We start from the raw sequence: 17,886 nt of genomic DNA, 5'->3' as shown, positions 1-17,886 counted from the left end.
CAGCATGAGTGCAGTCCTCAAGAAGATCGAAGAAGCCAGTGGCCCCGGGGCCGGCGAATACCTGACCTTCCGCCTGGGCAAGGAAGAGTACGGCATCGACATCCTGAAGGTGCAGGAAATCCGCGGCTACGAAGACCCCACGCGCGTGGCCAACGCGCCGCCCTTCATCAAGGGCGTGTCCAACCTGCGCGGCACCATCGTGCCCATCGTGGACATGCGCCTGCGTTTCGGCTGCGAGAGCGCCGAATACAACCACCTCACCGTGGTCATCATCCTGAACCTGCGCGAGCGCGTGGTCGGCGTGGTCGTCGATTCGGTCAGTGACGTGATCGAGCTCGGCGAAGAGCAGCTGCGCCCCGCCCCCGACATCGAAAGCGCGATCGATGCGCGCTGCATCCGGGGCCTGGGCGCGGTGGGCGAGCGCATGCTGATCCTGCTGGACATCGAGCGGCTGATGAACAACCCCGACATGGGGCTGGTGCTGGCACAGGCCTGAGCTTTGCGGCGCGCCACCGGCATGCAGGCGCAGGGGCGAGGCAGAGGCGATCGATCGGGCGGCGTGCCATGAAAGGCTACAAGACTTCAGCCAGAAGGGCGGCAGCGCCCGTGGTGCCGCCCATGGCCGCCGCGGCGCCCGAGGCGCCCGAGGCGGGCGGTGCGGGCGAGGTGCGCGAGTTCGACTGGACCACGGCCGACTTCAAGCGCGTGCAGGCGCTGATCTACCAGCGCGCCGGCATCAGCCTGCACGACGGCAAGCACGCCATGGTCTACAGCCGCCTGTCGCGGCGCCTGCGCGAGACCGGCCACAGGCGCTTTGCCGACTATCTGGACTGGCTGCAGGGCCAGGACGGCCCCGAGTGGCAGGAATTCATCAACGCGCTGACCACCAACCTCACCGCTTTCTTTCGCGAGCGCCACCATTTCGAGCATTTCGCCACGCTGCTGGGCAGGCGCCCGGGCGGCCCCTGGCGCATCTGGTGCGCGGCCGCCTCCACGGGGGAAGAGCCGTACTCCATCGTCATCAGCGCGCTGCAGTCGCTCAACGCCGGCGCGCCGCTGCAGGTGCTGGCCAGCGACATCGACTCGCGCTGCATCGAGCTGGCCGAGCGCGGCGTCTACCGCGCCCAGGGCCTCAAGGGCCTGGCGCGCGAGCAGCTGCAGCGCTACTTCCTGCGCGGCAAGGGCGGCAATGAAGGGCTGGTGCGCGTGCGCCCCGAGCTGCGCCAGCCGGTAAGCTTCCTGAGCGTGAACCTGATCCGCGACGACTGGCCGTTTCGCGAGCCCTTCGACGTGGTGTTCTGCCGCAATGTCATGATCTACTTCGACGCCCCCACCCAGCGGCGCGTGCTCGAGCGCATCCACCGCGTGCTCAAGCCCGGCGGCACGCTGTACGTGGGCCATGCGGAGAACTTCAGCGAGTCGCGCGACCTGTTCGCGTTGCGCGGAAAGACGGTCTATGAGCGCCTCTGACGCCGCCCCCGCCGGTGTGGAACGCCGCCGCGCCCCGCGCATCGGAGCGGCCACGCCCGAGCCGGCGCGCGCCCCGGCGCGCACGCCCAGCCTGGATGAGCTCAAGAACGCCCCGCGGCGCAGCGGCGAGGCCGCGTTCTTCTTCTTCGACCAGCGCTTCCAGTTCAACGCGGTCAAGGTGCTGCCAGGCGAGTATTTCGTCTCCAACGAGAACCTGGTGATCCAGACCGTGCTCGGCTCGTGCATCGCCGCCTGCCTGTGGGACAGCCGCTCGCGCGTCGGCGGCCTGAACCACTTCATGCTGCCCGAAGGCAGCGGCGCCGACCAGTCGGGGCGCTACGGCTCGTATGCGATGGAGCTCTTGATCAACGAGATGATGAAGCTGGGCGCGCGCCGCGAAACCCTGCAGGCCAAGATCTTCGGCGGCGGCCAGGTCATGGCCAACTTCACGGCGCTGAACGTGGGTGAGCGCAACACCGCGTTTGTGCAGAATTACCTCGCCACCGAGCGCATACCCATCATTGCCGAGGACGTGCTGGACATCTACCCGCGCAAGGTGGCGTTCTTCCCCGCCACGGGCAAGGCCATGGTCAAGCGCCTGGCGCACGCCCACCCCGACCTGCTGCTTGCCGAGAGAACGCAGGGCAGCGCGGCGGCGGTGGTGCGGGCCCACCACGGTGGCTCGGTCGATCTGTTTTGAGGACAAGGAGTGAGGCTGGAGATGGGACGCAAGATCCGCGTGGTGGTGGTCGATGATTCCGCGCTGGTGCGCAGCCTGCTCACGGAGATCATCAACCGCGAGCCCGACATGCTGTGCATAGGCGCGGCCAACGACCCGTTGCAGGCGCGCGAGATGATCCGCAACCTCAACCCCGACGTGATCACGCTGGACGTGGAGATGCCGCGCATGGACGGCATCGACTTCCTGGGCCGGCTGATGCGCCTGCGGCCCACGCCGGTGGTGATGATCTCCACGCTGACCGAGCGCGGCGCCGAGGTCACCATGCGCGCGCTGGAGCTGGGCGCGGTGGATTTCGTCGCCAAGCCGCGCATCGGCCTGGCGTCGGGCATGACGCAGCTGGCGGCGCAGATCACCGACAAGATCCGCATCGCCGCGCAGGCCCGTGTGCACCGGCTGGTGGCGCCCGCGCCCGGCCCCGAGGGGCAGGCGCCGGCCGGCGCGCCCGCGCGCCCCGGCCTGATCGGGCGCCTGTCCACCGAAAAGATCATCGCCATCGGCGCCTCCACCGGTGGCACCGAGGCGATCCGCGAAGTGCTCACCCGCCTGCCCGCCGACTGCCCGGCCATCGTCATCACCCAGCACATGCCGCCGGGCTTCACCACCAGCTTTGCCGCGCGCCTGAACGGCCTGTGCCAGATGACCGTCAAGGAAGCGCGGGACGGCGAGCGCATCCTGCCCGGCCATGCCTACATCGCGCCCGGGGGCACGCAGTTTCACCTCGGCCGCAGCGGCGCCAACTACGTCGCGGTGGTGGACGACGGCGCACCCGTCAACCGCCACAAGCCCTCGGTGGAGGTGCTGTTCAAGTCCGTGGCCGCGCAGGTGGGGCGCAACGCCTGCGGCATCATGCTCACCGGCATGGGCGACGACGGCGCCGCCGCCCTGCGCGAGATGCGCGACGCGGGCAGCTACAACTACGTGCAGGACGAGGCCAGCTGCGTGGTCTTCGGCATGCCGCGGGAGGCGATTGCCCACGGCGCGGCCGACGAGGTGCTGCCGCTCAGGGAGATTGCCGGCGCGCTGCTTGCCCGCCTGGGCAGCGGCGCCGACCGTCAGCACAACCGCATCTGAGCGCCATGGCTCCGGCGCAATACGTGCGGTTCAGGCACTCCGCGCGGGGAGCGCGTACAGGCCACGGGCCTAGTCATGTTGCTCATCGCGGCTGTCCGCCGCCAGATGGCCGGTGTCGGCCCAGCCGACCAGGGTCAGACCGGTGCCGGGGTTCCACAGCAGGCGGTTGACCGCGGCGTTGGGCAGCTGCCAGGTGCGCGCCGCCTGCAGGTGCTGGCGCGTGGCCAGGCGGTAGAGCATGTCCATCACCCCGCCGTGCGCCACCAGCACGATCTGCTCGCCCGCGTGGCGCGCGGCCAGTTCGTCGACGGTGGCGGCAATGCGCTGGCGCAGCGCGCTCAGGTTTTCGCCACCTTCGGGCGCGTAGTGCGGGTCGCGTTCGCGCCAGCGCCGGGCGTGCTCGGGCGCCTCGGTCTGCACCTGCATGAAGCGCAGGCCCTCGTACCGGCCGAAGCTGCGCTCGCGCAGGCGCGGCTCGGTGACCAGCGGGGCGCCGGTCGTCTGCGCGAGGGCCTGCGCGGTCTGCAGCGCGCGCTGCAGGTCGCTGCTGTAGATGCAGCCCACGGTTTCCCGGCGCAGCGCCTGGGCGAGCCGGCGCGCCTGGCGCAAGCCGGTGGCATTCAGCTCCACGTCCTGGTGACCCTGGATGCGGCCCTGCACGTTCCAGTCGGTCTCTCCGTGGCGAATGGCAATGATGCGGGTAGGTTCTTGCATGCGTGAGCGCGGCTGCAAGCGCAGCGTAAATTGTCAGGATTTTGCTTCTGAAATCATAATGCCTGGCGCTTGAAGGGCAAGCGCCGGAGGTCGTTTTGATGGACAGGTTTTCACTATGAATTCGATAGTGTTTCCGCTTTGGGCAAAGGCCTTGGGTTGTGGTGCCCGGCAGCCCCAAGGGTCAATCAAGAATAAATCTCATTATCATGCGGTCTTTCGCACACCGGGCGGACGCTGCGGACACACGCCGTGCAAACGGGTGCAGCTTCCTGGGTGGGTCTATGGTGAATGATCGCAAAACCGGCGGGCAGACGCGCCGCCGCTGGATGGCCGGGGCCGTGGCCCTGTCCGCGCTCGGGGCGCTGGGCCGGGCGCCGGGTGCGGCGGCGCAGGGCGCGCGCCGCGCCAGGCTCACGCTCTCGGGCCCGTTTGCGCTGGTGTCCTACCCGCTGATGCGCATCGCCGACAGCGGCGCACTGGCCGATTTTGCCGACCAGGTGGAATTCATCGCCTGGAAGAGCCCCGACCAGCTGCGCGCCATCGCCATCGGCCAGACGGCGGACTTCATCGCCGCGCCGAGCAACGTGGCGGCCAACCTCTACAACCGCGGCGTGCCGCTCAAGCTGCTGGACATCAGCACCTGGGGCCTGCTGTGGATGGTCTCGCGCGAGGACGGCCTGCGCACCCTGGCCGACTACCGCGGCAAGGAGGTGGTGATGCCGTTTCGCGGCGACATGCCCGACATCCTGTTTCAGCTGCTGGCGCAAAAACAGGGCATCAAGGTGGGCACGGACATCAAGCTGCGCTACGTCGCCTCGCCGATGGATGCGATGCAGCTGCTCATCACCCGCCGCGCGGACCATGCGCTGCTGGCCGAACCGGCCGTCTCCATGGGCCTGCAGAAAAGCCATTCCTTCCCGGCCAAGGTGATCGCGCCCGACCTGTTTCGCAGCGTGGACTTGCAGCAGGAATGGGGCCGGGTGTTTCAGCGTGCGCCGCGCATTCCCCAGGCCGGCATCGCCGCACTCAAGAGCGTGCATGAAGACGCCGCGCTGCTTGCGCGCTTCGAGCAGGAGCACGCCAAGGCCCTGCTCTGGTGCAAGGAGCACCCGAAGGAGTGCGGCGAAATGGCCGCGCGCCACGTGAGCATGCTCACCCCCGAAGGCGTGGCTGACGCGATTGCCGCCACCCGCGCCACCATGGAGGTGATGCCCGCCCGCCAGGCCCGCGCCGACCTGGAGTTCTTCTACCAGCACCTGCTCGATCGCCAGCCCGGCCTGGTCGGAGGCAAGATGCCCGCTGCCGATTTTTACGGCTGACCGCTGCTCCCGCCCATCCCCATGTCCTTGCTGCGCCGCTGGTTCACCGGCATTCCGGCCTATCTCTGGAGTGGCTGGGGCGCGGTCGCCAGCTTGTTTCTGATGGTTGCCCTCTGGGAGGCCGTGGCCCAGATCTACGGCCCGCTGGTGCTGCCCACGCCGCTGGAGGCCGCTGACACCCTAGCACGCTGGGCAGAGCAGGGCGGCATGCTGTGGCCGGCGCTGGCCATCAGCGCGCGCCGCGCCTTCATGGGCCTGGCGCTGGCGCTGGCGGCGGGCAGCCTGCTGGGTGTGCTGGCGGGCGTGTCGATGACGGCCTCCATGATGTCGCGCCCCTGGGTTACCGTGCTGCTGGGCACGCCGCCCATCGCCTGGCTGGTGCTGGCCATGCTGTGGTTCGGCACGGGCGACGGCACGCCGGTCTTCACCGTCTTCATCGCCTGCTTTCCCGTGGTCTTTCTCGGTGGCCTGCAGGGCGCGCGCACGCTGGAGCACCACTGGCGCGACTTGGCGCGCGCCTTTGCGCTGCCCTGGCACATGCGCGTGCTCGACGTGTATTTGCCGCACGTCATCTCCTACCTCTTCCCCGCCTGGATCGTCGCCCTGGGCAGCAGCTGGAAGGTGGTCGTGATGGCTGAACTGCTGGCGTCCGACACCGGCATAGGCGCCGAGCTGGCCGCCAGCCGCGCGCAACTGGACATGGCCGCCACGCTGGCCTGGATAGGCGCCATCGTGCTGGTGCTGCTGGCGCTGGAATACCTGCTGCTGGAGCCCGTCAAGCGCGAGATCGAGCGCTGGCGCGACGCAGGAAGCGCCCGCGCGGGAGGGCAGCCGTGAGCGCCGCCGCCGCACTCACAGTGCAGGCGCTGTCCCACGCCTTCGGCCCGCGCGAGGTGCTGCAGGAAATTGCCCTGCAACTGCCCGCCGGGCATACCCTGGCGCTGGTCGGCCCTTCGGGCAGCGGCAAAAGCACCTTGCTGCACCTGTGCGCCGGCCTGCTCACGGTACGCGCGGGGCGGGTGGACAACGGCTTTGCGCGCACCGCCATGCTGTTTCAGCAGCCCCACCTGCTGCCCTGGAAGACGGTGCTGGACAACATCGCCCTGGGCCTGAAGGCGCGCGGCCTGCGTGCGCCCCAGCGCTTGGCCCAGGCCCGCGCCATGGGCGAGGCCATGGGCCTGGACGCGCTGGCCCTGGCGCAGTTTCCCGGCCAGCTCTCGGGCGGCATGCAAAGCCGCGCCGCCCTGGCGCGTGCACTGGTGCTGCAGCCTGATCTGCTGCTGCTCGACGAGCCTTTTTCCGCCCTGGACATCGGCCTGCGCGAGCAAATGCACCAGCTGCTGCTGGCCGAGCAGGCGCGCCGCCAGCTTGCCGTGTTGATGATCACCCACGACCTGACCGAAGCCGTGGCCCTGGCCGACAGTGTGCTGGTGCTTGCTGGCTCCCCCGCGCGCATCTGCTGGCGGCTGGACCTGGCCCTGCCCGCGCTGCAGCGCGACGACGACTGGGTGCACCGCCAGACTGCGCTGCTGCTGGCCCAGCCCGTGGTACGCGCAGCCTTTGAACTGCCCCCCGCCAAGCGGGAGGCTGCGCGCCAGCCCGCCGCGGACGTCACCGGCCTGCAGCCCGGCCAGGCCGTATTGCAAACGCCCGCGCTAGACACCCACCGCTGCGAGGTGCCGCTGTGAACGCCATGACTCTGCGCCGCGCCGCGCTCTGGCAGTTGCAGCACCCGCTGTGGCTGTGCCCGTTTCGCCCCTTCTTCGCGCTGGCGCTGATCTGGGCCTGGCTGGTCATGCTGCTGTGGGGTGGCTTTCTCTTCATGGGCTGGCCGCTGCCCGCCGTGCTCGGCGGCCCCTTCGTCTGGCATGCGCATGAGCTGCTGGTGGGCTTTGGCACCGCCGCCATCGCCGGCTTCGTGCTCACCGCCGTGCCGGAATTCACCGACACCCCGGCGTTTGACGCCGCGCCGGTGCGCCGCTTCGTCGCCCTGTGGCTGGTCGGCCGCCTGGCCTTCTGGTGCAGCGGCTGGTGGCCCACGGCGGGCCTGGCCCTTGCGGGTATCGCGCACCTCGCCCTGCTGCTGGGCCTGGCCCGCCTGCTTGCTCCGCGCCTGTGGCAGGACCCGGACCGCCGCCACCTTTCCTTCCTCTGGATGCTGGCCCTGCTTGCCGCGCTGCTGGCCGGGTTTTACGTCGATGCCCTGCGCGCCGGCGAGCCGCTGCGCTGGCTGCACGCCTGGCTGGGTGCGCTGGTGGCTCTCATCATCGTCGCCATGAGCCGCATCTCCATGAGCGTGGTCAACGCCAGCATCGACGCCCAGGTGCTGCTGGACAGGCTGGACCGCCCGCCCTACCTCGCCCGCCCGCCCCGGCGCAACCTGGCCCTGCTGGCCGTGGCGCTGTGTACCGCGGCAGAGTTCATCCAGGCACCGGGGCAGGTCACCGCCTGGCTGGCGCTGGCCGCCATGTGCGCCGTGCTCAACCTGCTCAATGACTGGCACGTGGGCCGCCCCCTGCTGCGCCGCTGGCCGCTCATGCTCTACGGCGTCTACGGCTTCATGGCCCTGGGCTACGGCGTCGGCGCGCTGGCGCGGCTCACCCAGGCCTTCAGCCCCAACGCCGGGGTGCACCTGCTGACCACCGGCGTGCTGGGGCTGAACATCTACATCGTGATCTGCATCGCCGGCTACACCCACGCCGGGGTGGAAAAGGATGGCCGCCCCTGGGTGCTTTGGGGCGCGCTGGCGCTGATGCTGGCGGCCGTGCTGCGGGCACTCGCCTACGTCGCCGCGCCCACGGCCCTGTGGATGGGCCTGGCCGCCGCCCTGTGGTGCGCCGCCTTCGCGCTGCAAAGCACGCGCATGCTGCCGGTGTTCCTGCGCCCGCGCGCCGATGGGCGCGAGGGCTGCGCCGGTGTGCTGGGCAAGCCCGGCTGAAGGCCGCCGGCCTGCAACCTTGATTCGTTTGTGGACAAGCCAAATTTGAATAATGGTGCCCATCGCGCCGCATGGCAGATCCGCCGGCGCAAGGCTTGGTCCGGCCCCTTGAAGCTTGCACTGCCGCTGGTTTTGGCCGCGAACCGTTTTCGCGGCTGAAACCGCTGCTGCAAGTCCAGGCGTCGCCGGGCCCGACCCTCACACTGAGACAGGAGCTTGAAGTGGGTGTTTCTTCGCGTGACCAGGACTTCCCGGCCTTCTTTGCCGACGTGCCCAGCCTCACCGTGCGTGACAAGCTGGCCCAGTTCCTCGGCGCTGCCGTGCACGGCGGTGCCATCACCTACGAATACGCCGACGCGGTGCGCCTGGCCGGCCATTCCTGCCCCACGGTGGCGGGCACCTGGCTGATGGTCCTGAACGGCCTGCGCGCGCTCTACGGCGACGAGCTGCCGGTGCGCGGCGAGATCGAGGTCTTCATGAGCGAGGGGCGCGACAGCGGCGCCAACGGCGTGGTGGCCAGCGTGGTGCAGCTGCTGACCGGCGCCGCGCCGGAAACCGGCTTCCATGGCATAGGCGGGCAGTTTTCGCGCGCCGATCTGCTCAAGTTCGACCAGCCGGTGCAGGGCGTGTTCGCCCTGCGCCGCATGGACACCGGCCGCGCGGTGCAGGTGTCGCTCAACGCCGCCGTCGTGCCCTGGACGGACGAGATGCGCGAAGTCATGCCCAGGGCCGTGGGCGGCTACGCCAGCGATGCAGACCTGGCCCGCTTCGGCGAACTCTGGCAGGGCAGGGTGTGCAAGATGCTCACCGAACACGCCACCGACCCCCAGATGATCCACGTGAGCGACTGGCAGCCGCGCGCCTGAGCCGCCCGTCGAGGCCGCCACAGCGTGGCTACCAATGAAAAACGGCACCGGGCCTGCAAAGCCCGGTGCCGTCCGGTCTGCGGCTTCGCAGCGCTTACTGCACCACTTGCGCCAGTGCGCCCGAGGCGTAGCGCTCGGCCATCTGCGCAAGACTCAGGCCCTTGACCTTGCTGCCCTGGCCTTCGCAGCCAAACTCCAGGTAGCGCGCCTTGCATACCGCCTTGGCCGCTTCACGCGCGGGCTTCATCCACTCGCGCATGTCGAACTTCTCCGGGTTTTCCACCTGGAACTTGCGCACCGCGCCGGTCATGGCCATGCGGATGTCGGTGTCGATGTTGATCTTGCGCACGCCGTGCTTGATTGCCTCCTGGATTTCCTTGACCGGCACGCCCCAGGTCTGCTTCATTTTGCCTCCATGCTCGTTGATGATGGCCAGCAGCTCCTGCGGCACGCTGGAGCTGCCGTGCATCACCAGGTGGGTGTTGGGCAGGCGGGCGTGGATTTCCTTCACGCGCTGGATCGAGAGCACGTCGCCGGTGGGCGGGCGGGTGAACTTGTAGGCGCCGTGGCTGGTGCCAATGGCAATCGCCAGCGCATCGAGCTGCGTGGCCTTGACGAACTGCGCCGCCTCCTCGGGGTCGGTGAGCAGCTGGTCGTGGCTGAGCTTGCCCACCGCGCCTATGCCGTCTTCCTCGCCGGCCTCGCCGGTTTCCAGCGAGCCCAGGCACCCCAGCTCGCCTTCCACCGTGACGCCCACCTTGTGCGCCATGGCCACCACCTCCTGCGTCACGCGCACGTTGTAGTCGAAGGACGACGGCGTCTTGCCGTCTTCCATCAGCGAGCCATCCATCATCACCGAACCGAAGCCCAGCGCGATCGCGCCCTCGCAGACCTTGGGGCTGGTGCCGTGGTCCTGGTGCATCACCATGGGAATGTGCGGCCAGGCCTCGCAGGCGGCGGTGATCAAATGCTTGATGAAGGGCTCGCCCGCGTACTTGCGCGCGCCGGCGCTGGCCTGCAGGATGACCGGCGCGCCCACTTCGTCGGCGGCGGACATCACGGCCTGGACCTGCTCCAGGTTGTTGACGTTGAAGGCAGGAATGCCATAGCCGTTTTCGGCGGCATGGTCCAGAAGTTCACGCATCGAGACTAGGGGCATGGAAAGCTCCGTTGGGTAGTTGCAAAAATCGGGTATTCGTAACGGCCGATTCTAGGAGGCCGGCGCGCATGGCATCGGTGGCGGTGGCCGCAGCCGCTCACCCGGGCAGGGCATGCGCCGCTCAGGCCGGGGTGGCGGCCGGCGCGGGCAACAGGGCCATCAGCGCCTTCTTCATCCCGCTGCCGCTGGGGCTGTCCACGAAGATGCAGCGCTTGCCAGTGCGCTTGCAGTGGTCCTTCACGCGCCAGTAGGCGTCATGGCTGATGCAGCCCGTCTGGCAGATCACGAGGTCCGCCGCCGCCAGCGTGGCGTCCAGCTTTGCCGGGTTGTGCTCCTCGCCGCCGTCGTGGTGCAGGAAGCGCCCGCCGGTCTGCTCGATCAGCTGGCGGTAGACCGGTACGCTGGCCTGGCGGCCGCCGACGCAGAGCACGGCGCATGCGGCCAGCCGCTCGGCCAGCGGGCAGGTGGCGCCAGACCCGTTCCCGCCGGTGGCGCCTTCCGCGGCCGTGCAGGCCTGGCGGCGCTGCAGGGCCTCGCCCAGTTCGTCCGCGCGGCGGCGCCAGCGTTCGGCTTCCTGGCGGGCCTGCAGCAGCGCGCGCTGCAGCTCACCGCGCTGCTCGCTCAGCTGCTGCACTTCCCGCGCCAGTTCCACGCGCGCCTGCAGCCCGGCCGCTGCCGCCTGCAATTGCTGCAGCGCATGGGCCTGTGCATCGCGCGCCAGCAGCTGCGCACGCAACTGCGCGTTGGCCGCCTCCAGCGCCTCGGTGCGCCGCGCATGCTCTTGTGCCTGGCGCTGGGCGCGCAGGGCGCTGGCATCCAGTTCCCGGGCCAGCTCGGCCACCCGTTCCTGCAGGGCTTCCAGGCGGTCGTGCTCCACGCGCGTGGCGGTGCCCACCTGGTGCTGCAGCATGTGCACCTGGCCTTCCATGCGGTGTGCCAGTTCCGCGCTGCAGCGGGCGTGCGTGAGGGTGGCCCAGAAGGGGCCGGCAATGTCCTGGGAGCGCAGCGCCCGCTCCCACCACGCGGCCAGCGCCTGCGTGGTCTTCAGGCGCGCGGCCTGCTGCAGCGCCAGCCGGTAGCGCTGGTCCAGCGTGCGCTGCAGCGTCTGGGCCACGGCGCTGCGGCTCTTGCACTCCGACACGGCAAGGCAATGCAGGTCGTAGTCGTCCTCCAGGGCCTGCCTGTCCAGCGCCTTGCCGAGCACCTTGCGCAGCAGCGGCAGTGGCATGCACACGCCCAGCACCGGGCAGTGGGCGTGGGAGTCGAGCTCCCACAGGCGCTTGCGGCGCGAGCTGCGGTCCGGTGCGACCCGATCTTCCGTGGCCGGTGTGCCCCGTTCGGCCGTGGCCGATGCGCCCGGCGCCCGGGTGAACAAGCCCAGGGTGCCTGTCCAGCCCGGGAGCGTGGTGGGCGTGCTTTGCTGCAGGAGATTCACGGCAGGCTCCTCGTCACGGGCGCCTTACGGGCGCGCGTCCGCCGCCTTGCCGGGCGTGGAGGGCGGGTCCGGCAACCGAGCGGCTGTCGTGCGCGGCGCGGCGCGGATGGCGCTTTCATGCAAACAGGCTTCAGGGCATGGGCCATGGCAGCTATCCGATCTCGGTCAATTAAATGATAACGATTCTCGTTCGTAATTCTACAGTCGGTCCACTTTTGGCGTGGTGCGTACTGCCGGTGCTGGCCGCGGCTGCCGTTGCATCGGCAATAATGAGAACGATTCCCATTTGATTTCATGAGACAGCGCCGCTGGCCGCCGCCTCGCCCCCTTGTATCCACGGCCGTCCCGTGCTCGAACGCCATTACCGCGAACTGCTGAACTTCATCGCCCGCGCCGTGAACAGCCGCAAGGCTGCGGCCGACCTGACGCAGGAGAGCTACGCCCGCGTGCTGGCCGCGCAGCAGTCGGGCCGGCCGGTGCGCAACCCGTGCGCGCTGCTGTACCGCACGGCACGCAACCTCGTGGTGGACCGCTACCGCCGCGCCGAAGTACGCGCCGCGGCCGGCATGGGCGCCTCGCTGGACGACCGGGAACTGGGCCTGGAAGACCTGCCAGGCCCGCCGTCGCGCCAGCCGGACGCCATCGTGGCCGAGCGTGAAAATCTGGCGGCCGTCACCGCCGTCATCGAGCAACTGCCACCGCGCTGCCGTGAAGCCTTCATCCTGTACAAGTTCGACGGCCTGTCCTACGCCGAGATCGCTGCACGCATGCAGATTTCGCCGCGCACCGTGGAAATGCAGTTGCGCATTGCCATGCAGGCCTGCTGGCAGTGCCTGCAGGAGCGCGAAGGCGCCGAAGCGCGCCCCGCACCGGCGCGGGGGCGCAAGAAACGCCCCGCGCCATGACGCGGCGAAAATCCCGCATGGGCCGCTGGCGCGCTACCGTATTGCGCGTCGCTGGTACGTCTACATCCACAGGCAGCCTTCTTTTTCCATGACCGCCCAGCCCACTCCACCCGAACCCGCCCAGTTGCCGGTCAGGCCGTGGTCTTTGTGCCGCATTTCCAGCGGCACGTCGAACATCAGCCGTCCGAGCACCAGGGCCAGTTCTTCACGCAGCGCCTTGTGCTGGCCGGCGTACTCGCGTTGCAGGTCTTTCCTGAACTGGCTGGAGACGAAAAGATCGCGCATCAGCCGCGCGTCTTGCCGGAGGGGAGTTCCAGATCGACGTCGCGGCTGGCCCGCAGGGCCTGGCCGGCTTCGATCTCATCGACCACCGACTGGTTGACCGGGCTCAGGCCCACCTCGAAGGGGATTTGCCGGGTTTTGGCCGTCCTGATGACGGTCATGCGCAGCAGGTCGGAAATGGTCAGGCCCATTTCACGCAGGACTTCCGCGGCGGCCAGTTTGTCGGCCTCGGTCACTCTTGCCTTGACGACGGTATCCATGGGGTTTCTCCTTGAGGGCTTCATTGTGGCCCTCATGTGTCCACGGCGGGGCCACATTTTCCAGTGGCACGCGCAGCGCGCCGCCCGGCTGGCGCACGCCAAAGAGGTAGTGGCTGCCGACGGCTTTGACACGCAGGCGGGGCAGCAAGTGGCCCCAGTCCTTGCAGGGGCCTTGGTCGGCGGCCAGGGCGGTGGTGGCGGTCTGGAACTGCCGGACGTAGGTTTGCCGCTGGGCCTCGCCTCACTTCGCGGCGGTGTGGAGGCTGATGTGGCTCAGGTCGGCACTTGCGCGGCAGGTGAGCGTGTAGGGGCGCTGCCGGGTCATGCCGCGCTGGTTTCGCGCGCTACTTCGTCGGCGATTTCAACGGCGCTGAGCGGCGAGACTTCGCCGCGCTCGGCCTCGGCCAGGCGCTCCAGCAGCAGGGCTTTCAGCTCTTGCAGGGCCTGCTCTTCATCCAAGGACAGCAGCCGCTCCGGCGCATATTGCTGGATGGTCTTGCCCGCCAGCGCGGCCATGGCCTTGCGGCTCTGGTGCTGCTGCTCGGTCACGTCGATGGTCAGGCGGCTCATGGTGCGGCTCTCGCAGGGTGCTGGTGATGGCGTTCACCCTAACCCGCAAATGTGGGTTTGTCGATTTCTTGGCCCGAAAGCGGGTTGGGTATCCGTGAACGGGTATTCCCGAAAAGAGAGCTGCTGGCGCTGATGGCCGTCGTCTTCATCGGCGGGGGCGTGGCGGCGCTGCAGGAGGCGGGCGTCATCGATGCCACGGCGGTGCGCTTCGTTTCGCTGCCGCTACTGGGCATCCACCCGACGGCCGAGGGGCTTGGCTTGCAGGCGCTGGCGCTGGTGCTGATCGCGGGCGGGCTGTGGGCGAACCGCAGGAAAGCGGCGCGGACGCCGGGGTGGCGGAGCTGTCCGCTCTGCGGCGCGAACCGGGGGGGCGCCGGCATTTGCATGGGGCCAGCGCACGCGGCAAGCCTTGACGCGCGCAGGCCGAGCTCCTGGAGCTGGCATCCACCGGGTCCATAGCCCCGTGCGCGTGTCCCGTCGGTTCAAACCATGCCGCTGGTGGGTGCGTCACCCGGCGTGTGCTTGCCCACCCCCATCCCGACGCCCATCCCCATTCCACCACTTCCTCCTCCAGCACCACCACCACCCCGTCCTCCCGAGGCGCCACCTCCCGCCGCCGCGCCCCGCGTACCGCGGGCACCGCCGCCTCCCGCGCTGGGCCGCAAGGGGCCTTGATCGGGGACATGCACGTCGTGCGGGATGGGCTCCAGCCACAGTGCCGCACGGATGAAGTCGCGCAGCGAATGCACCAGTGCTGCCAGGTGCACCGTGCGGCCCATCACCATGTCGTTGGCGGCGGTGGCGGCCAGGCGCACCTGCTCTTCGGTGCCCAGCAGGATGATGTCGGACAGCGCCGCCTCGACCGCGTCGCGGGTGCGCCGCCGGCGTTCGGCCACGCTTTCAGAGGGCAGCGATGGATCGGCCGAAGCGGCGGAGTCGGGTTCGCTGTCTGGTGCCTGGTCGGCGTTGGTGGCGCTGGCTTGGCCGTCGCTGGCGCCATCAGGGGCCGCACCCGCCTCGGTGCGCTGGTCGCGCTTGTGGGCGGGGTCTACCGACAGGTCGCCCGTGAACGAGCCGCCCAGTGTCTTGTAGGCTGCAATCAGCGTGCGCAGGCGCTCGTTGATCTGCCGGTTCTCGCGTTCACGGCGGCGCTGCAGGGTCTGCATCAGCACCAGCCGGATGCCGACCATCAGCAGGGATGCGAGCAGGAGGCCGATGGCGGTAGTCAGCAGAGTGTGCCAAGAGGTGAAGTCGAGAATGTTGCGCATGCGCGGCCCCGGAAAGCGTGCCTGGCAAGTTGAGGGCGTGGCGCCATGCTCCCCGCGCCGGGCGCGAGGCGCCTGGCATGGCCTGCTGCGGCGCGAGCCGGTGCCGGGGTGCGCGCAGTCGTACCCGGTCAGCGCACCTTGCAGATCTTGAGCATGTTGGTGCCGCCGGGCTGGCCCATGGGTTCGCCGCAGGTGATGGCGTACAGGTCGCCCGAGCGCACGATGTTGCGCTCCTTGAGCTGCACTTCGGCCTGGGCCAGGGCGGTGTCGCGGTCTGCGCTGGTGTCCATCAGCAGCGGGCGCACGTTGCGATAGATGGCCATGCGCCGCTGCGTGCTGATCTTGGGCGTGAGCGCGTAGATGGGAATATGCACGCGCTTGCGGCTCATCCACAGCGCGGTGGAGCCGCTGTCCGTCATCGCCACGATGGCCTTGGCGCCGAGGTGCTGCGCCGTGAACAGCGCGCCCATGGCGATGGACTGGTCCACGCGCCCCAGGGCCTGCACGCCGAAATCGGCGTCGTGCTCCAGGTCTTCGGCGGCTTCGGCGGCGGCGCAGATGCGCGCCACCTGCTCCACCGTCTCCAGCGGGTATTTGCCTGCGGCGGTTTCGGCGCTGAGCATCACCGCGTCGGTGCCGTCGAGCACCGCGTTGGCCACGTCGCTGACCTCGGCGCGCGTGGGTACGGGGTTGGTGATCATGCTCTCCATCATCTGCGTGGCGGTGATCACCACCTTGTCCATGCCGCGCGCCGCGCGGATCATCTTCTTTTGCAGCGCCGGCACCGTCGCATTGCCCACCTCCACCGCCAGGTCGCCGCGCGCCACCATGATGCCGTCGGAAGCCTGCAGTATTTCCTGCAGGCGCGGCACCGCCTCGGCACGCTCGATCTTGGCGATCATGCCGGGCTTGTGCCGCCACTGGGCTCCGGCCACGTTGCACAGTTGGCGCGCCATCTCCATGTCGGTGGCGTTCTTGGGAAAACTCACGGCCACGTAGTCTGCCTGGAAGGACATGGCGGTGCGGATGTCTTCCATGTCCTTGGCGGTCAGGGCCGGCGCGCTCAGGCCGCCGCCCTGGCGGTTGATGCCCTTGTGGTCCGAGAGCTCACCGCCTATGACCACGCTGGTGTGCACCGCATCGCCCTCGATGTCTTCGACGCGCAGCACGATCAGCCCGTCGTTGAGCAGCAGCACATCGCCACGGCGCACGTCGTGCGGCAATTCCTTGTAGTCCAGCCCCACGGCCGTGACGTCGCCCGGCGTCTGGCGCGCCGCATCGAGCGTGAAGTCCTGGCCTTCGCGCAGCAGCACCTTGCCCTGCTCGAAAGTGCCGACGCGGATCTTCGGGCCCTGCAGGTCGGCCATGATTGCGACTTCGCGCCCGGCGCGCGTGGAGGCTTCACGCACCATGGCCGCGCGCTCCTGATGTTCGCGCGCCTGGCCGTGGCTGAAGTTCAGGCGCACCACGTTGACGCCGGTAGCTATCATTTTCTCCAGCAAGGAAAGATTGCCGGAGGCGGGACCCAAGGTGGCCACGATCTTGGTGGCCCGTCGTATGTGGGCGGACATGTGCGCTGCTTCCGTGAAAAGGGAGTTGCGGCCATTGTGCCCGGCCCGACCGGGGCCAGGCACGGGCTGCGCCCCTTCAGGCGGCCTGGTGCGTGGGCCTGGGCGCGGCAGCCGGGCGGCGCAGCAGGACGGCCATCAGCAGCCAGTAGGCGGCATAGACCAGCACCGTCATCAGCGAGGGCTGGGCGCGGTAGCCCGTGATGCCGGCCACCAGACCGCCCACGCGCCCCATGTCGGGCAGCAGCCAGGAAGTGTCCCAGATGCCGTCCGCCAGCGTGGGCAGCCATTCCAGCATCTGCAGCTTCTCCACCCCGGTGACGATGAGCGAGGCCGCCAGCAGCAGCAGCAGGATCTCGGTGATGCGGAAAAACCGGGGCCAGGTCAGCACTTTGCCGCCCAGCTGCAGCAGCCAGAAGGTGGCCAGCGCCGCCGCCAGGCCGCCCAGCGCGGCCAGGCCCATCCAGGGCAGCTCGCTCGCGGGCGCGGCCGCCAGCGTTCCGTACAGGAAGACCACGGCTTCGCTGCCCTCGCGAGCGATGGCCAGTGCCGCCAGCACCGCCACGCCCCACCAGTTCTGCTGCTGCAGGTTGCGCGTCAGGCCCTGCTCCAGCTCGCGTTTGAGCGTGCGTCCGTGCGCGCGCATCCACAGCACCATCTGCACGATCAGTGCCGCGGCCACCAGCACCATCAGGGTCTGGAACTGGTCCTGCCAGTCCATCAGCAGCTCCTGCGCGCTGTAGATGCCCAGGCCCAGCAGGCCGGCCAGCAGCAGGCCGGCCACCACGCCGCCCCAGAGCCAGCGGCGGCCCGATTCGGCCCCCGGCGTGCGTGCGAGCCAGCTGTACAGGATGCCGACGACGAGCAGCGCTTCCACGCTCTCGCGCCAGATCACGAAGACGACTTGTTCCATGGCTATTTCATGACGAGGTGGCCCTGCGTCGTCTCCATGTGGAAGTCGTCGAAGAAGGGGTATTTGCCTGCGAGCTTGGGCGGCATGCGACGCGTGCGCGTGGCGCCGGGCGGGATGACGATTTCCACGCCCAGCGAGCGCGACTCGAATTCGGCCGGGGTCTTGCCCGTGTTCACCATCTCCAGCATGAAGCGTTTGCCGGCGGGCAGCTCGATCAGACGGGTGTTCACCGCGCCGTCGTTGAACTCGACGCGTGCGACGGGGAGGTCCTCGGCCGCGGCGGCAGCGGCCCGACCGGCCAGCGCCGCGGCCAGACCCTGCAGCAACCTGGTGTTGAAAGAGCGTCGATGCAGCATGAAAAAGGCTTTCTGTGTTCGGGAAAACGTCCGGACTGTCGATTGTGAGT

The 17,886-nt window shown here is 69.1% G+C and carries 21 protein-coding genes; 11 read left to right on the top strand and 10 right to left on the bottom strand.

Going from position 1 to position 17,886, the window contains the following annotated elements:
- The first annotated feature begins 4 nt into the window (after positions 1-4).
- From FOZ74_RS05655 to FOZ74_RS05640, 4 genes are all read left to right on the top strand, one after another.
- Positions 5-496 (top strand): chemotaxis protein CheW, encoded by a 492-nt coding sequence (locus FOZ74_RS05655; RefSeq protein ID WP_146912149.1) that lies wholly within the window; start codon positions 5-7, stop codon positions 494-496.
- 68 nt (positions 497-564) lie between these two features.
- Entirely contained in the window at positions 565-1,470 is a 906-nt protein-coding gene (locus FOZ74_RS05650; RefSeq protein ID WP_146912148.1) for a CheR family methyltransferase, read from the top strand.
- Positions 1,457-2,170, top strand: a complete 714-nt coding sequence (gene cheD / locus FOZ74_RS05645) for a chemoreceptor glutamine deamidase CheD (protein WP_146912147.1) — start codon at positions 1,457-1,459, stop codon at positions 2,168-2,170. The genes FOZ74_RS05650 and cheD overlap by 14 nt, the downstream gene beginning before the upstream one ends.
- A gap of 21 nt (positions 2,171-2,191) precedes the next feature.
- Positions 2,192-3,283 carry a protein-glutamate methylesterase/protein-glutamine glutaminase gene (locus FOZ74_RS05640; protein ID WP_146912146.1) on the top strand — a complete coding sequence of 364 codons (1,092 nt, stop codon included), beginning with the start codon at positions 2,192-2,194 and terminating at the stop codon, positions 3,281-3,283.
- A gap of 69 nt (positions 3,284-3,352) precedes the next feature.
- Here the strand turns inward: FOZ74_RS05640 and FOZ74_RS05635 are convergent, their stop codons facing one another.
- Positions 3,353-3,997: a histidine phosphatase family protein gene (locus FOZ74_RS05635; protein ID WP_146912145.1), complete on the bottom strand. Its 645-nt coding sequence runs from the start codon at positions 3,995-3,997 to the stop codon at positions 3,353-3,355.
- A 281-nt stretch (positions 3,998-4,278) separates the two neighbouring features.
- On the opposite strand from FOZ74_RS05635, the gene FOZ74_RS05630 reads away from it, so the two are divergent.
- The 5 genes from FOZ74_RS05630 (at position 4,279) to FOZ74_RS05610 (ending at position 9,120) form a co-directional block, all read left to right on the top strand.
- The gene (locus tag FOZ74_RS05630; RefSeq protein ID WP_222434186.1) at positions 4,279-5,316 is read left to right on the top strand and encodes an ABC transporter substrate-binding protein; all 1,038 of its coding nucleotides are present in this window, start codon (positions 4,279-4,281) and stop codon (positions 5,314-5,316) included.
- A 21-nt stretch (positions 5,317-5,337) separates the two neighbouring features.
- The gene (locus FOZ74_RS05625; protein WP_146912144.1) at positions 5,338-6,153 is read left to right on the top strand and encodes an ABC transporter permease; all 816 of its coding nucleotides are present in this window, start codon (positions 5,338-5,340) and stop codon (positions 6,151-6,153) included.
- Positions 6,150-7,004, top strand: coding sequence for an ABC transporter ATP-binding protein (locus FOZ74_RS05620; RefSeq protein ID WP_146912143.1), 855 nt, complete (start codon positions 6,150-6,152; stop codon positions 7,002-7,004). The genes FOZ74_RS05625 and FOZ74_RS05620 overlap by 4 nt, the downstream gene beginning before the upstream one ends.
- Before the next feature lie 5 nt (positions 7,005-7,009).
- Positions 7,010-8,254, top strand: coding sequence for an NnrS family protein (locus tag FOZ74_RS05615; protein ID WP_186764681.1), 1,245 nt, complete (start codon positions 7,010-7,012; stop codon positions 8,252-8,254).
- A 221-nt stretch (positions 8,255-8,475) separates the two neighbouring features.
- Complete coding sequence (locus FOZ74_RS05610; protein WP_146912142.1) at positions 8,476-9,120, top strand: hypothetical protein; 645 nt, start codon at positions 8,476-8,478, stop codon at positions 9,118-9,120.
- A 94-nt stretch (positions 9,121-9,214) separates the two neighbouring features.
- Here FOZ74_RS05610 and fba read toward each other — a convergent pair whose 3' ends face one another.
- On the bottom strand, positions 9,215-10,279 hold the full coding sequence (gene fba, locus FOZ74_RS05605; protein WP_146912141.1) for a class II fructose-bisphosphate aldolase: 1,065 nt from the start codon (positions 10,277-10,279) through the stop codon (positions 9,215-9,217).
- A 121-nt stretch (positions 10,280-10,400) separates the two neighbouring features.
- Positions 10,401-11,714, bottom strand: coding sequence for a DUF2325 domain-containing protein (locus FOZ74_RS05600; RefSeq protein WP_146912140.1), 1,314 nt, complete (start codon positions 11,712-11,714; stop codon positions 10,401-10,403).
- A gap of 347 nt (positions 11,715-12,061) precedes the next feature.
- Between FOZ74_RS05600 and FOZ74_RS05595 the strand changes: the two genes are divergently transcribed.
- Positions 12,062-12,619 (top strand): RNA polymerase sigma factor, encoded by a 558-nt coding sequence (locus FOZ74_RS05595; protein WP_146912139.1) that lies wholly within the window; start codon positions 12,062-12,064, stop codon positions 12,617-12,619.
- A 60-nt stretch (positions 12,620-12,679) separates the two neighbouring features.
- On the opposite strand, the gene FOZ74_RS05590 is transcribed toward FOZ74_RS05595, so the two are convergent.
- The 3 genes from FOZ74_RS05590 to FOZ74_RS05580 all read right to left on the bottom strand — a co-directional run bounded on the left by FOZ74_RS05590 (position 12,680) and on the right by FOZ74_RS05580 (position 13,731).
- Entirely contained in the window at positions 12,680-12,904 is a 225-nt protein-coding gene (locus tag FOZ74_RS05590) for a type II toxin-antitoxin system YafQ family toxin (RefSeq protein ID WP_146912138.1), read from the bottom strand.
- Positions 12,904-13,161, bottom strand: coding sequence for a type II toxin-antitoxin system RelB/DinJ family antitoxin (locus FOZ74_RS05585; protein ID WP_186764663.1), 258 nt, complete (start codon positions 13,159-13,161; stop codon positions 12,904-12,906). Before FOZ74_RS05585 ends, FOZ74_RS05590 begins: the two co-directional genes overlap by 1 nt.
- Positions 13,162-13,482: 321 nt before the next feature.
- Positions 13,483-13,731: an antitoxin gene (locus tag FOZ74_RS05580; RefSeq protein WP_146912136.1), complete on the bottom strand. Its 249-nt coding sequence runs from the start codon at positions 13,729-13,731 to the stop codon at positions 13,483-13,485.
- Positions 13,732-13,782: 51 nt separating this feature from the next.
- On the opposite strand from FOZ74_RS05580, the gene FOZ74_RS16035 reads away from it, so the two are divergent.
- Complete coding sequence (locus FOZ74_RS16035; protein WP_186764662.1) at positions 13,783-14,190, top strand: hypothetical protein; 408 nt, start codon at positions 13,783-13,785, stop codon at positions 14,188-14,190.
- A gap of 23 nt (positions 14,191-14,213) precedes the next feature.
- Here FOZ74_RS16035 and FOZ74_RS05570 read toward each other — a convergent pair whose 3' ends face one another.
- From FOZ74_RS05570 to FOZ74_RS05555, 4 genes are all read right to left on the bottom strand, one after another.
- Positions 14,214-14,999, bottom strand: a complete 786-nt coding sequence (locus FOZ74_RS05570) for a hypothetical protein (RefSeq protein WP_146912135.1) — start codon at positions 14,997-14,999, stop codon at positions 14,214-14,216.
- A gap of 128 nt (positions 15,000-15,127) precedes the next feature.
- Positions 15,128-16,570: a pyruvate kinase gene (gene pyk / locus FOZ74_RS05565; RefSeq protein WP_146912134.1), complete on the bottom strand. Its 1,443-nt coding sequence runs from the start codon at positions 16,568-16,570 to the stop codon at positions 15,128-15,130.
- A 76-nt stretch (positions 16,571-16,646) separates the two neighbouring features.
- On the bottom strand, positions 16,647-17,480 hold the full coding sequence (locus tag FOZ74_RS05560; protein WP_146912133.1) for an FTR1 family iron permease: 834 nt from the start codon (positions 17,478-17,480) through the stop codon (positions 16,647-16,649).
- Positions 17,481-17,482: 2 nt separating this feature from the next.
- On the bottom strand, positions 17,483-17,836 hold the full coding sequence (locus FOZ74_RS05555) for a cupredoxin domain-containing protein (protein ID WP_146912132.1): 354 nt from the start codon (positions 17,834-17,836) through the stop codon (positions 17,483-17,485).
- Positions 17,837-17,886 lie beyond the last annotated feature (50 nt).

Source organism: Comamonas flocculans, from assembly GCF_007954405.1.
Classification (GTDB): domain Bacteria; phylum Pseudomonadota; class Gammaproteobacteria; order Burkholderiales; family Burkholderiaceae_C; genus Comamonas_C; species Comamonas_C flocculans.
This window is presented reverse-complemented; position numbering and strand designations above follow the sequence as displayed.